10 protein-coding genes are annotated in these 13,476 nt (G+C 53.8%); 1 reads left to right on the top strand and 9 read right to left on the bottom strand.

The features are described 5' to 3' along the window. The first annotated feature begins 79 nt into the window (after positions 1 to 79). A complete protein-coding gene (locus tag FYZ48_RS21060; RefSeq protein WP_149344016.1) occupies positions 80 to 2,218 on the top strand; it encodes a YfhO family protein in 2,139 nt (712 codons plus the stop codon). On the opposite strand, the gene FYZ48_RS21055 is transcribed toward FYZ48_RS21060, so the two are convergent. From FYZ48_RS21055 to FYZ48_RS21015, 9 genes are all read right to left on the bottom strand, one after another. After that, complete coding sequence (locus tag FYZ48_RS21055) at positions 2,202 to 2,768, bottom strand: FHA domain-containing protein (protein ID WP_149344014.1); 567 nt, start codon at positions 2,766 to 2,768, stop codon at positions 2,202 to 2,204. The genes FYZ48_RS21060 and FYZ48_RS21055 overlap by 17 nt on opposite strands. A 490-nt stretch (positions 2,769 to 3,258) precedes the next feature. Further along, on the bottom strand, positions 3,259 to 4,569 hold the full coding sequence (locus FYZ48_RS21050) for a DUF58 domain-containing protein (protein WP_149344012.1): 1,311 nt from the start codon (positions 4,567 to 4,569) through the stop codon (positions 3,259 to 3,261). Beyond that, complete coding sequence (locus FYZ48_RS21045; protein WP_149344010.1) at positions 4,566 to 5,525, bottom strand: AAA family ATPase; 960 nt, start codon at positions 5,523 to 5,525, stop codon at positions 4,566 to 4,568. The genes FYZ48_RS21050 and FYZ48_RS21045 overlap by 4 nt, the downstream gene beginning before the upstream one ends. A 241-nt stretch (positions 5,526 to 5,766) precedes the next feature. Further along, positions 5,767 to 6,543: a FliA/WhiG family RNA polymerase sigma factor gene (locus tag FYZ48_RS21040; RefSeq protein ID WP_145044282.1), complete on the bottom strand. Its 777-nt coding sequence runs from the start codon at positions 6,541 to 6,543 to the stop codon at positions 5,767 to 5,769. Positions 6,544 to 6,620: 77 nt separating this feature from the next. Next, positions 6,621 to 6,842 carry a hypothetical protein gene (locus FYZ48_RS21035; protein ID WP_145044281.1) on the bottom strand — a complete coding sequence of 74 codons (222 nt, stop codon included), beginning with the start codon at positions 6,840 to 6,842 and terminating at the stop codon, positions 6,621 to 6,623. Positions 6,843 to 7,216: 374 nt separating this feature from the next. After that, complete coding sequence (locus FYZ48_RS21030; RefSeq protein ID WP_149344008.1) at positions 7,217 to 8,197, bottom strand: P-loop NTPase; 981 nt, start codon at positions 8,195 to 8,197, stop codon at positions 7,217 to 7,219. A gap of 76 nt (positions 8,198 to 8,273) precedes the next feature. Continuing rightward, positions 8,274 to 9,617, bottom strand: a complete 1,344-nt coding sequence (flhF, locus tag FYZ48_RS21025; protein WP_149344006.1) for a flagellar biosynthesis protein FlhF — start codon at positions 9,615 to 9,617, stop codon at positions 8,274 to 8,276. Positions 9,618 to 9,715: 98 nt separating this feature from the next. Next, complete coding sequence (gene flhA / locus FYZ48_RS21020) at positions 9,716 to 11,803, bottom strand: flagellar biosynthesis protein FlhA (RefSeq protein WP_145044278.1); 2,088 nt, start codon at positions 11,801 to 11,803, stop codon at positions 9,716 to 9,718. A gap of 231 nt (positions 11,804 to 12,034) precedes the next feature. Beyond that, positions 12,035 to 13,462: a DUF1501 domain-containing protein gene (locus FYZ48_RS21015; protein WP_149344004.1), complete on the bottom strand. Its 1,428-nt coding sequence runs from the start codon at positions 13,460 to 13,462 to the stop codon at positions 12,035 to 12,037. Between the last annotated feature and the right edge of the window lie 14 nt (positions 13,463 to 13,476).

Below are 13,476 nucleotides of genomic sequence, written 5' to 3'. Positions count from 1 at the left end.
GGCTTAGAATACACGCAGGTATTCAGCCGCCTGCTTTTTTTATTTCAGACAGTATTCAGTCAGCACAAGGTCCAGTCGCTTGAGTCGTTCCCCCCAGAAGAAAGCCGAACCCACCCCCTCTGCGGAAACAAAACCGCTCGGCACCCCCCTGTTTGCCGGCATCATTCTGATTATGGCCGTCGCGCTGACGTGGGTCTTCTGGAGCGGTCTCTGGTCGGGTGGGGGCCTGATTGGTGGCGACCTCTATACCTATTTCTTCCCGCAGAAAACCTTCTTTGCAGAACGCCTGCAGGCTGGCGAATTCCCGCTCTGGAATTCCTACATTGGTCATGGTTTCCCCCTCGTCGCGGAAAGCCAGACCGGTGCCTTCTATCCGTTCAACTATTTCGCCTACCGCTTTCTGCCCGTGAATACCGCTTATAACTTCGTGCAGATCCTGCATTACATCCTCGCCTTTGTCTTCACGGCCCTGTATGTCAGGCGGATTGGTTATTCGATCGCAGCAGCACTCTTCGCGGGGCTGGTCTACACCTACGGCTGGTTTCCCTCGCGGATCTGCCTGGAATGGGCCATCATCGGCGGTGCCTGGCTCCCGTTGACGCTCTGGTGCGTGGAATCATTCTTCCAGACCCGCTACTGGCGTTACCCGATTCTACTCTGCTTCGCACTCAGCATGCAGATCCTGCCCGGCCACTTTAACCTGGCCTTCATCACTCAGCTGATGCTGCTGGTTTATATCCCCGCCCGCATCTGGTTCAGTCGTGATGAAACGACCGAAGAACTCAAACCCTATCGCAGACGCACGGTCATCCTGCTGCTGCTGGCCTTTGTTTCAACCTACGCACTGTCTGCAGTTCAACTGGCGCCGACCTGGGAACTCAAACAGCACAGTCAGCGGGCCGAGGTAGGCGAACGTTCGCATAAGCCCGGCTATGGTCATATTCCCGTCTGGTATCTGTCGCAGATCGTCGCCCCCTGGGCCTGGTATCCCTATGAAGTCAATCTCGACGCAGGACTGGCACCGGGCTCGGAAGCCACCAATCAGGTGGAAGCACATCTCTACTTCGGGATCGCCGCACTGCTGCTGTTGATTTACGGCACATTTTCCGGGGCCTGGACACGTGACCGACGGCTGGTCTTACTGGCAATCATCGGCTTTCTGGCGCTCCTCTATACGCCCGGCTGGTTAATGCCGATCACCAGGCACATCCCCGGGTTCAGTTTCTTTACCGGTCCCGGACGCTACGGCATCGTGACGACATTCGCGGTTGCGGTGATCGCCGGTGTTTGCCTGGAGCGTCTCATCGCCCACTGGGAACCCGCGATTCAGATTGGTGTGGTGACGGTAGTCTGCCTGTTTACCACGGCGGATTTCTGGGTCGTCAGCCGCTACGTGACCTATGCCACGGTCATCCCGAATCCACCGATTAACAATGTCGATAAGAGTGCCCTGCGGGAGATTACCAGCAAGTACGGTCAGCCGGTGCGGTTGTTTGCCCCGGGGGCAAACCTGCCGACCTTGATCGGCGTGGCATCCACGCCCGTCTATCTGGGTATCGGCCCCGAGCAGTATTTCGACCCCGCAGTGGCCATGCCGGACCCGCTGCCTTTTAAAGAACCAGCCACGCCAGAGCAGATTGAATGGTTGAGAAAAGCAGGGGTGACACACATCCTGAGTCAGCATCCTCTGGACCTGAGTCGCTGGCCGGTCAAACCGGTGTGGAGTGATTTCGATGCGGTGATCAATCCCGCCTGGGGCCGCTTCGATGAACCGGTCTACTTCTATGAACTCGAAGGGTCCCGCGGTCGCGTGGCCTGGTCACATCCCGTGGCTGATCAGCAGGCAGAGATTAAGTCCTACCGGGCAAACGAAATTGTCATTGAGGCCGAGACGCCGGAAGAAGATACGCTGATCCTGACCGATCTCTTATATCCCGGCTGGTCGGTCTACGTGGATGGTCAGCCTGCGGAAGCAGAACTGGTAGATGGCATGTACCGGGGTGTAAAACTTTCCGCGGGTCAGCATGAAGTGATCTGGGCATACCAGTCGGGCTGGTTTCTGATTGGTGGGATCATCAGTTGTATCACGCTGCTGGTGATCATGACGATCGCCCATTTTCGGTTCTGGCACCCGCTGTTATTTCAGATGAAAAATCGGGGGAGGCAGTTTCCGCCTTCTGAGCAGACCGGAGTAGAAACGCCTACGACGAAGAAATGAACTCGACGTTCGAGCCGTGTCCCTCAAAGCTGTCCGAGTAATTGCCTTCTTCATCTTCATCATCAGCGTCCAGCTCGTGGCTGTCCAGATTCTCGTTCGCTTTCACGTTCTGGCCGCTTTCGGAAATCGCGACGGGGAACTGCTGAGAGATGTCGATGTCTTTGCCAGGCTTTTTGAAATGCTGTACAGAAGGAGCCTTGGTTGGGGAGTCGTCGGAACTGAGGGTATTTTCCTTCGGTTCCTGCTTCTTCTTGTCGTCCGCACCGATGTTTTCCAGGTGGTAAGCGACGTTACCGATCTTGATTTCGTCGTGCAGCTTCAGCCGAACTTCTGAATCAATGCGGGTTCCGTTGACGTAAACCCCGTTCATGCTACCTAAATCGCGGATGACCGGGCGATCGTTGACAATCGCCAGGCAGCAGTGTTTGCGGGAAATCTTCGGGCTGTCGGTGATGACGATATCGCAGTCGGGATGCCGTCCAACAAGAATGATCGCCTTGTCTAACACAATGGGGCGACCCTGGTTCACGGGGACTAAACAGACTGCCATAAATGACTCCAAATACAAACGTAGCTTACTTCTAATGAATCTTAATTATACGGCTGGCCCTGAACTAAGTAAAAGAAAAAAGTCAACGCTCAAACAAGAGGGAACGATTTCTGTCGTACGACCCGCATATTTTATATGCGAGCCGGTTTTGTTAATTCTTTATAAATATCGACCATTTATAGATATGCACACGATGTTGACCACCAGTTTCTCCCCGAATTCGGTGAGATCACCCGAAAAAATCTTTTCACTAATTCCCACACTCGACGTGGACACTGTGTCTTACAATTGATACGACTGTCATGATCTGACTCTTGTACATGTCCAGCTAACCGCGAATGACGTTTTTGTTACGGATGAGACATGGATCAAGAGCTGATCTGAGTGGCGAAAAGCAGATCAAGATCTCAAATTTCAGTTGATAAATCTTCCGCGCCAGACCGGTTGTACTTCTGATTAGTCTACCTGCGACTCCCGGTTTGGAAAATAATCACAGCAGTTGTCGGGCTTTGATGTCCAGGTAGCGGCTGATGAGATTGACCGACAGATTCTCCGGCAGCGTGTCCAGAATCAGCAGACCCGATTTCTGTAGCGCGGCGATCTGTGTGGTCTGGGTGGCCACGATGTCTGCGGCTGCGGCGATCTGGAAGGCTTCGCGGTCTGTTTCCGGAATCGCGTTCATCCGCTCCTGCAGGGGAACGTTTCGCAGGAACGCGGAGAGTACCAGATGGGGCCAGCGCATCATCCGCAGGGCATCGCTCAAGTGCGAGAGATGCACTTCGTCCAGCGCGTGTGTGAGTACAACGACCAGCGAACGTTTACGGTAACGCAGCTGGAGCTGTTCCGACATCAGTCGGTAGTCTGAGGCCTCGTAGACCGGATCCAGATCATAAACCTGGCGGATCAGTTTCTGAATCGAACCGGCACCGCGCACCGGGGGAACCCACCGCTCGACCTTGTTCGAACAGGCCATCAACGAGACCGTGTCTCCCTGCCGGAGTGCCACATAACTTAAGAGGATCGCCGCATTCAATGCCCGGTCGAAGTGAGTTACGCCTTCGTCGGCGTTACACATCGAACGACCACAGTCGAGCAGGAAGATGATATTCTGATTCTTCTCCACTACGTACTCGCGACTGATCAGCTCCTGGTGCCGGGAGGTCGCTTTCCAGTCTATGCTGCGAAATTCGTCGCCGCGACGATACTCGCGCAGTCGATCGAACTCAGTCCCACGTCCCCGCAGGCGGGACATCTTGATACCGGTTTCTGCCAGTCGGTTCCGGCGGGCCATCAGCTCCACGCCATGTACTGCTTTAATATCTGGATAGATGCGGACCACCTGGTGAATGTCCCGCTCATCGTAAAGCGTCCACAGGCCGAGCCGGCTTTTCATCTGCAGAAAGACACGGCGGAACCGGTTTTTACCCCGGTGATGCGGTTCCACATGATAAATGCTGTACTGATGCTTGTTCGGAAACAGTTCGATGTCGAAAGGCAGGTCGGTATAGTGACACGGCATCGGCGGTTCGTCGTGCACGTGAATCTTGAGAGGCACCGAACCACGGTTGGTAAACCAGAGTTTAACACTGTTCGGGGTGCCGACACTCAGGACTTCATTCACGTCCCGATTGACTTCAATCGCCAGCAGCGAAGGGGTAACCACCAGATCGACCAGCGACAGTAGAAACACACCCAGGCAGATCAGAATTCCCAGCTGTCCCGCTTCGGGCCAGACCGTTCCCAGCGCAAAGGGGACCATCGCGGCAGCGAACAGAAACAGCAGGGAGAGACGGGGCATCATTGGCGGGGCGCCTCAACACTTTCCAGGATTTCTCGAATCACGTCGTCGACATTCACGCCTTCAATCTCAGCTTCCGGATGCAGACGGATGCGATGACGCAGCACGGGCAGGGCCAGTTCCTTCACATCATCGGGAACGACGAAGTCGCGGCCCTGGCAGGCGGCCATCACCCGCGAACCGATCAACAGGTTCACGCTGGCACGTGGACTCGCACCAACTTCAATGGTGTGCCAGCCTCGGGTGCGGGAGACAATCGAAGTGATGTAATTGATGATCGAGGGTTCCACGATGATTTCAGTGGCCCGTCTCTGAATCTCCAGAATGGTTTCCGTATTCAGAACCGGCTCGATACCAAAGGTGCTCAGATCGCGATTGTCTTTACCGGCCGCGTACAAATCGAGGATCGCGTTTTCCTGGTCCTGTGTTGGATAGTCGACCAGCAGTTTGAACATGAATCGGTCCAGCTGCGCCTCAGGCAGCGGATAGGTTCCTTCCTGCTCCAGCGGGTTCTGGGTGGCAATCGTCAGGAACGGACGCTCCAGCGGATAGGTTTTACCATCCACAGAGACCTGGCGTTCCTGCATCGCTTCCAGCAGTGCCGACTGTGTTTTCGCCGGGGCGCGGTTGACTTCATCCGCGAGCAGCAGGTTGGTAAACAGGGGGCCTTCATTAAACGTGAAAACCTTTTCGTGCATGTCATACACGGTATGCCCGGTGATGTCGGAGGGCATCAGGTCCGGAGTGAACTGAATCCGCCGGAACCTGCTGGAGAGGACGTGGCTGAGGGTATTGACCAGCAACGTCTTACCCAGGCCGGGAACCCCTTCGATCAGCACATTTCCCTCGCAGAACAGGGCGATCAGCACCCCTTCTACCAGATCTTCCTGACCCATGAGAACTTTTCCCACCTCTGTCAGTGAGCGCTGATAGTAATCTTCAATCTGAGAAACTTCCATGAAATGACCTGTCACCCCGATTATCTGTCTGAAGTAAGTGGAATCCCAAGTGGTCGAAAATCGACGAGCCGGAACTTATGTTCCCTGTGGGCCTATTCTAAATCGAATCGCGCACCAATTTCGAGTATACCGCGCGAGAACTCGCAGGAATTTACAAATTGTCCGTTAACGTCCAGACGTAAAAAAAGGCCTCCATACCGCTGGAGGCCTTTTGTGTCTTAGAGGAGTAAGACAAATGTTATTATGCAAATTCGGGTCGTCGACGGCCCAGTTGTTCTTTCAGGCGGTTGACAATGCTGGAATGCATCTGACTGACACGCGACTCGGACAGACCCAGGGTGCTGCCGATTTCTTTCATGGTCAGTTCTTCGTAGTAATACAGGATGATAATCAGGCGTTCGTTGCGGTTCAGGCCCTTGGTGACCAGTCGCATCAGATCCCGCTTCTGGATACTCTTGGTCGGATCTTCACCCTTGGCATCCTCGAGAATATCCACTTCCCGTACGTCTTTGTAGCTGTCGGTTTCATACCACTTTTTATTGAGGCTGACCAGGCCGACAGCGTTGGCTTCGCTTTTGAGTTTTTCGAACTCTTTGCGAGACAACTGCATCTTCCGGGCAATTTCCTCGTCCGCCGGCGGGCGACCATGTTCTGCTTCGGCAGCTTTACGGGCTGCTTCCAGCTTACTGGCCTTACTCCGCACCAGACGGGGAACCCAGTCCATGGTACGCAGTTCGTCCAGCATGGCGCCACGGATACGGGGAACGCAGTAAGTTTCAAACTTAACGCCCCGCTCCAGATCGAATGCATTAATCGCGTCCATTAACCCGAATACACCAGCTGAGATCAAGTCGTTTAAATCGACCCCTTCAGGGAGCTTCGCCCAGACTCGTTCTGCATTATAACGAACCAGGGGAACATATTGCTCAATCAATTTATTGCGGAGTGTCTGGTTGGATTGATCCTGCTTGAATTCCTTCCAGATCTCTGCGATTTCTTCACTGGCTTTGATGGCCATTTACTCCTCCGTGATCAACTTACAGTCGTTTCAAATAGGCACGATATAAAATGAATGACTGCGGTTACTTTATATTCTTATTCAGGATTTGTTTTCCATTTTTCAAAACTCGCCCGTACTGATTCTTCAACCAGACGGGAGGCAACTTCACCGAACACCAGGCCAAGACCAAAAAATATGACTGCAGCTATGAGTGCGGATTGGGTCGCTCCAAGGAAATCAGCATGAGAAATGATTCCTCGTACTGATTCAGTCGCAAAAGCGATCAGCGATAATCGAAATGCATAATGCAGGGCCACAGAATATTCCCGGATAGAGTTCGAAAAACGTCGGGATGAAACTCTCTTCACTTTCAGGAGAGAACTTCACACCTCTGTCTTTTAATATCGGTGTCCTGCCTTAGAAAATTTAACCTTTCTCCTACAATTTGATTAATCGTTAAAACCTAACATTTCAGCCCGTTCCCGGTGCGTAACGCGATCGCTGAGTTCAGGCCCTAAGTTTGGGTTTGAACACTGGTTGGATAGCGCAGTAACAAACCAGCGTCTGCACGCACGCGAATGGAATTAATTGTCAGGGGTTACAAATTAGACGTGACCTGAAGGCCAGGAAAGAACGGGAATGAGAGAGATGAGAGAGTCTGTTCCCGGTGTTTCCATCCTGATTTTCAAGTTTATGCGGCTTCACCCAGCAGACGCTGCCAAAGTCGCGGAAAGTAAGACTCTTGTTTGTTTTGTTCCTTTGTTTTACGCACATCGATCACATGCCGGGCCAGGCGGAAAATCGCCTCGGCAGCCGGGCTCTGCGGATGACTGAGCACCAGCGGATCCCGATCATAGACCGACTGAACGACCTGTAGATCATGGGGGATCTGCCCTGCCTGACTCAGACCGGTGTGCAAAAACAGTTCGGTAGTTTTTTGGAGTTGCTGAAATACCTTGTCGCCCTGGTCGAGAGAAGTGCATTGATTGACCAGGGTCTGGATTTCCAGTGATTGAATTGTTGAGAGGGACTTGATCGTAGCATAAGCATCCGCAATCGCCGTTGGTTCGGGAGTCGTCACGATCAATACATCGTCTGCAGATGTGACGAACTGGCGGATGCTGCGATGGATGCCGGTACCGTTATCCAGAATCAGATAATCGTGGGTCGCTTCCAGTTCCTGCATCTGTCCCAGTACATCGCGGCGAACTGCTTCTGAACAGTCCGCGAGATCAGTCAGGCCGCTGGCGCCGGTAATCACGTTGATGCCCAGCGGTCCTGCCAGTTGAATTTCCTTGAGTGATCGGGCACCACTCACCACATGCGAGAGATTCCAGTAACCGTTAAGTCGACAGAGTAAGTCGATGTTACCTAACGCCAGGTTGATGTCCATCAGGCAGACCGAAGCGCCGGTTTTGGCCAGGGCCAGTGCCAGGTTCAGTGAGATCACCGATTTCCCCACACCCCCTTTACCACTGCAGACCGCCAGGGTGCGACAGCGTGTCGATTTCGATTTGTCAATCACACCCGGCTGTCGCTGCTCCATCAGTCCACGCAGTACCTTCGCCTGATCGCCGTGAGACGAACTGGTAGACAGGGACTGCGGTTCTGCAGACACTTCGGTATGCAGATCGGCGTGATCGAAATTGAAATCATTGACAGCGGGAGCCATCGGTTGACCTTCAAAAACAGGGTTATTTTAAAGTGATGGAAATGACAGGTAAGGAAGTGAGTGAGGTGATGTGAGATTATTGCAGTTTGTCTTCGCCCAGAACCAGGCGTGAGATCCGGGCAGCATTCGCCGGTTCAATATCGTCGGGGACATCCTGTCCCGTAGTCAGATACTGAATCGGCAGTTTGACTTTCTGACTCAGAGTCAGCAGACTGCCCATGACGGGAGCTTCGTCCAGTTTCGTCAATATCATGGATGTCGGACGGGCAACTTTGAATCGTTCGGCAATCGCTTCGAGAGTGCGGACGCTGGAAGTCATGCTCATCACCAGGGCGATTTCATCGATGGCGATATCGCGGAACAGGCTTTCCAGTTCCTGAATTTTCAGATCATCGCTCGGGCTGCGACCCGCGGTGTCGATCAGGACCAGGTCCAGTCCGACCATCTCGTCGAGTGCCATCTGCATTTCCCGTGGCGTGCTTACGACTTTCATGGGCAGGTCGATGATTTCCGCATAGGTTCGCAACTGTTCGACTGCGGCAATCCGGTAAGTGTCGACAGTGATCAGGCCCATTTTAATGTTATCACGCAGACGGAAATTCGCTGCCAGCTTGGCGATTGTCGTTGTTTTACCGACACCTGTGGGGCCAACCAGGGCCACCACTTTGCGTTGACCAGGCAGCGGACGAATCGGGGAAGCACAGTCCAGTTGCGCTTCAATCAGTGCCGCTAACAGGGACTGACTGGCCTGGGTGTCTTTGAGTTGTTCGGGAGTCGCATGCTCTTTGAGGCGGCTGACGAGATCGTGAGCAATGGTTTCGTCTACTTCAGCGTCAATCAGATCCGTGTAAATGTGAAACAGTTCCGGGGGAACATCGGTGACGCGTTGAGAGCGGGTGCGGCGATCCAGTGATTCCAGCATTTCCTGGATGGCATTCAGCTTTTCTGCAAATTCCTCAGTGGGATCGTAGGCCGGCTGCGATGCATGACTTGGTCGAGGACGGGAATCCTGCAGACGCTGTTCGAGACGATTGTGAACCGGCGGCCTGTTGTCTTCTTCGACTCGTCTTTCTGGAGCAGGTGTCCGTTGGATCGGTTCGGAGGGTAACTCACGCGACGGTGGTTCAGAGTAAGAAACGGATTCATTGCGGGCGCCCGCCGGTTGGAGATTGGAAGCACGATGTTGTAACGGAGAACTGGCGGGGCGTCTGTTATTCTGCACGGCGGCAGGTGTGCGGACTTTGATGCCCAGACCTGCGGTGATTTCAAATTCTTCTCTGGTGCGGGTCCAGGGCAGAAGTCCTCTGCGGCCAGGCACCTGTTTTGTCTGCAGGATCACAGCGTCGCTGCCCATTTCTTCGCGAACCAGCTTCAATGCTTCCTGCATTGAGGCGGCTTTAAAAGTGCGAACATCTGACATGGTTTTCAGTTCCTGTTTGGTTATTTACGTTTGATCTCAGTGGATCGTATTTGTTTCAATTAAGTGTTGTGTATGACTGCCGTTAATCGTGTTTATCTCTACGCTGCCCCCACAACCGCATTCGATTTCAGACGATCTGCTGAAACCTGACCGATCGCTTCCACATCGGTGTCACGGGTGATCTCATTCAGACTTAACACGACCAGTCGTGGTAATAACGGAGATGTAATCTGTTTCAGACCGGCGCGGATCTGGGGATTACAGAGCACGATCGGGTGTCCGCCCATGGCAACCAGAGGTTCGACCTGGTCGGCAATCGCCTGGGTGATGATCTCACCCGTCCGCGGTGCCAGCTTGATTGCCAGTCCATGCTCGTTGTAATCAATGCCCGACATCAGCACATCTTCCAGTTCCGGATCGAGCGTCACGACCCGCAACAGACGATTGCTGTCGCGGTACTGCTGGCAGATGGAACGGGCCAGTCCATTCCGCACATATTCGGTGAGCAACATCGGCTCTTTAGTTCGGTCTGCATAGTCGCCCAGCGTCTGCAGGATGGTTTCCAGGTCGCGAATTGGTACCCGTTCACGGAGCAGATTGGAAAGTACATGCTGGACTTGAGAAATCTTGAGGACGTCGGGAATCAGTTCTTCCACAACCTTGGGAGACGATTCCTTCAGGTTTTCAACCAGTCCGTGAACCTGTTCCCGGGTGAGCAACTCGCTGCTGTGTTCGCGGACGACTTCGGTCAGGTGCGTAATCGCAACGGCCGAGGGTTCGACGACATTAAAGCCCATCAGCTCAGCACGTTCTTTCTGTCCCAGTTCAATCCACTTGGCGGGACGTCCGAAGGCCGGCTCGATGGTGTCGATACCCGGGATATCACCGTTCGTGGCTCCCGTGTCGATCGCGAGGAGACCATCGGGATAGATCGTACCCCAGGCCACAGCGACGTCGCGAATTTTGATCTGGTAATCGCGTTGTCCCAGGCGGATGTTGTCGCGAATCCGAACCTTGGGAAGAATGATTCCCAGTTCCTGGGCAATTTTGTGTCGGATGCGGGTCACACGATCCAGCAGATCGCCGCCGGTTGCCGGGTCGGCCAGTCTCAACAGTCCGACACCCAGTTCCAGTTCGAGAGGATCGACAAACAGGTGATCTTCCGGTTTGGGTTCGGCAGGCTGTTGTTGCTGTTCCTGCTGTTGTGTTTCCGCTTTCTGTTTTTGTACTTCGGTAGCCTGCTGCCCTTTGCGTCGCATCATCCCCGTAACCGCACAACCGATGGCCAGAGCCAGCATTGGGCCGGCGGGCAGTCCTGTGAACGCCAGAGCGAACAGGAAGGTTGAAGCGAGGAACAGGGCTTCCGGATGTCCGGAAAACTGTTTAACGACGTCCCGGGGGAGGTTACTGTCGACTGAAGTTCGGGTAACGATCAAACCCGCGGCGAGTGAGATCAAAAAGCCCGGCACCTGGGTTACCAGACCATCGCCGATCGTCAGGGTGGTAAACACGGTTGCTGCTTTCGACAGTTCCATGCCGTGATCGACCATGCCCACATACAGACCGCCGACCACGTTGATCAGCGTGATGATGATACTGGCAATCGAGTCCCCACGGACAAACTTACTGGCACCGTCCATTGAACCGTAGAAGTCAGCCTGTTCGGTGATTTCCTGGCGACGGGTTTTCGCTTCTTCTGAGGAGATCAACCCGGCATTCAGGTCGGCATCAATGGCCATCTGCTTACCGGGCATACTGTCGAGTGAGAACCGGGCGGCCACTTCACTGATACGTGTGGCACCCTTGGTAATCACCATAAACTGAATCGTGACCAGGATCACGAAGATAATCAGACCCACAACCAGATGACCGCCTGCCACGAACTGACCAAAGGCTTCAATCACGCCGCCTGCCGCTGCGGTACCATCATCGGCTCCGCGGGTTAAGATCAGACGGGTGGTCGCTACGTTCAACACCAGCCGCGCCAGTGTGGTACCCAGCAGGATCGCCGGGAACACGCTGAATTCCAACGGGCGTGTGACGTAAATCGTGGTCATCAAAATCACTACAGAAACAGTGATATTGCATGACAAGAGCAGGTCCATCACCAGCGGAGGCAGAGGCGCAATGATCACCAGGACTGAACTCACTATGACTAGTGGGAAGATCAGACCCGAATTGCGCATTATCGCTCCGGATAGACCGGTCTTAGACTCCGGTGGCATCCATGCCTCCGCATTCGTTGGGGGTTAGGGTTGGTTTTAAGTGTCAGAACGACAGATTTAGTGTGATGTGAACTATTAAGTTTTAGAGATGGATGAGAGAGAGGCGAGTGATAATGGAAACGCAAAAATCTGTCCAGAGGATTTCTTCATATTTCGCTCAAGTTTTTTTCAGACCGGGCCGACAGCCCTGTTTCAGGCCAGCATTTTCTCGACGACATGAGCTTCTTCCACGCCCGTTAAACGGAAATCGAGACCCTGGTAAAAATAGGAAAGCTCATGGTGATCGATGCCGAGGAGGTGTAGCACCGTCGCATGGAAGTCACGTACATGAATCGTGTCTTCGACAGAATAGTAGCCTAACTCGTCAGTCTCTCCTATTGTGACACCTGGCTTGGATCCACCCCCGGCGACCCAGATGGAAAACGCATCGATATGATGATCGCGACCAATCAGATCACGGGGCTCACCTTGTGGAGTCCGCCCAAATTCACCCCCCCAGATGACCAGCGTATCATCCAGCAGCCCCCGTTGTTTAAGATCTTTCACGAGTGCAGCCGACGCCTGATCGGTTTCCAGACAGCGGGCATCCAGCGATTCTTCCAGGTCGGTTCCTTTATTTCCATGATGATCCCAGTCCGTATGATAGAGCTGCACGAAGCGAGAGCCTTTTTCCACTAACCGCCGCGCCAATAGACAGTTACGGGCAAATGAAGGTTTCGCGGGATCGACGCCGTACAGATCGAGTGTCTCTTTCGTCTCGCCCGAGAGATCCATCAACTCGGGGGCACTGGATTGCATGCGGTAAGCCATTTCATAGGCAGAGATACGAGTGGCGATTTCCGGATCGCGCGTCTTCTCCAGGCGAAGCGAGTTCAATTGATTCACCGTATCAATGAATTCCGATTGTCTCTCAGAGTTGATCCCGGAAGGACTGGAGAGATTTAATATCGGATCTGCTCCGTTCAGGAACGGGACTCCCTGGTACGTGGTCGGCAGAAAACCACTGCCCCACAGCGGCGCTCCACCCCGTGGTCCCCGCGGTCCGGATTGTAGCACGACGAACCCGGGCAGATTCTGTGACTCGCTGCCAATGCCGTAAGTTACCCAGGCACCCATGCTGGGGCGACCAAACTGTTGTGTCCCGGTATTCATGAAGAGTTTGGCCGGACCGTGGTTAAAGACGTCTGTCTTCATACTCTTCAGTACGGTGATGTCGTCCGCGACCTCAGCCAGGTGTGGAACAACTTCCGAGAGTTCCATGCCCGATTCGCCGTGCTTCTTGAATTTCCGTCGCGTGCCCAGCAGCTTGGCGTCTTTTTTCAGAAACGCAAACTGTTTGCCCTCCACGTACGATTCGGGGATGACCTTACCTTCCAGTTCCTGCAGCTTCGGTTTGAAATCAAACATCTCCAGCTGACTGGGGCCCCCCGCCATAAACATGTAAATCACATTTTTGGCTTTGGGCGGATGATGGGTACCATTCAACTTGCCGGTGCCGGCCTGTGCGCGTTGTTCCGACTGCATCAGTGAAGCCAGACCGATGGCCCCGGCACCCATCGCGCAATTCTCGAAAAAGTGACGTCGTGTCTGATCGCGTAACATCAGGTCATCGAAATTCATCTGATTCTCCCGGT

The sequence above is a fragment of the Gimesia chilikensis genome (assembly GCF_008329715.1).
GTDB classification, from domain to species: Bacteria; Planctomycetota; Planctomycetia; order Planctomycetales; family Planctomycetaceae; genus Gimesia; species Gimesia chilikensis.
Note: the sequence above shows the minus strand (reverse complement) of the source record. Positions and strands in the feature narration are given on the sequence as shown.

Bases quoted from the DNA above. Each gene is read 5' to 3' on its own strand.
- FYZ48_RS21055 (WP_149344014.1), bottom strand. From the start codon at position 2,768: ATGGCAGTCTGTTTAGTCCCCGTGAACCAGGGTCGCCCCATTGTGTTA.
- FYZ48_RS21050 (WP_149344012.1), bottom strand. From the start codon at position 4,569: ATGATGCCCCGTCTCTCCCTGCTGTTTCTGTTCGCTGCCGCGATGGTC.
- FYZ48_RS21045 (WP_149344010.1), bottom strand. From the start codon at position 5,525: ATGGAAGTTTCTCAGATTGAAGATTACTATCAGCGCTCACTGACAGAG.
- FYZ48_RS21040 (WP_145044282.1), bottom strand. From the start codon at position 6,543: ATGGCCATCAAAGCCAGTGAAGAAATCGCAGAGATCTGGAAGGAATTC.
- FYZ48_RS21030 (WP_149344008.1), bottom strand. From the start codon at position 8,197: ATGGCTCCCGCTGTCAATGATTTCAATTTCGATCACGCCGATCTGCAT.
- flhF (WP_149344006.1), bottom strand. From the start codon at position 9,617: ATGTCAGATGTTCGCACTTTTAAAGCCGCCTCAATGCAGGAAGCATTG.
- flhA (WP_145044278.1), bottom strand. From the start codon at position 11,803: ATGCGCAATTCGGGTCTGATCTTCCCACTAGTCATAGTGAGTTCAGTC.
- FYZ48_RS21015 (WP_149344004.1), bottom strand. From the start codon at position 13,462: ATGAATTTCGATGACCTGATGTTACGCGATCAGACACGACGTCACTTT.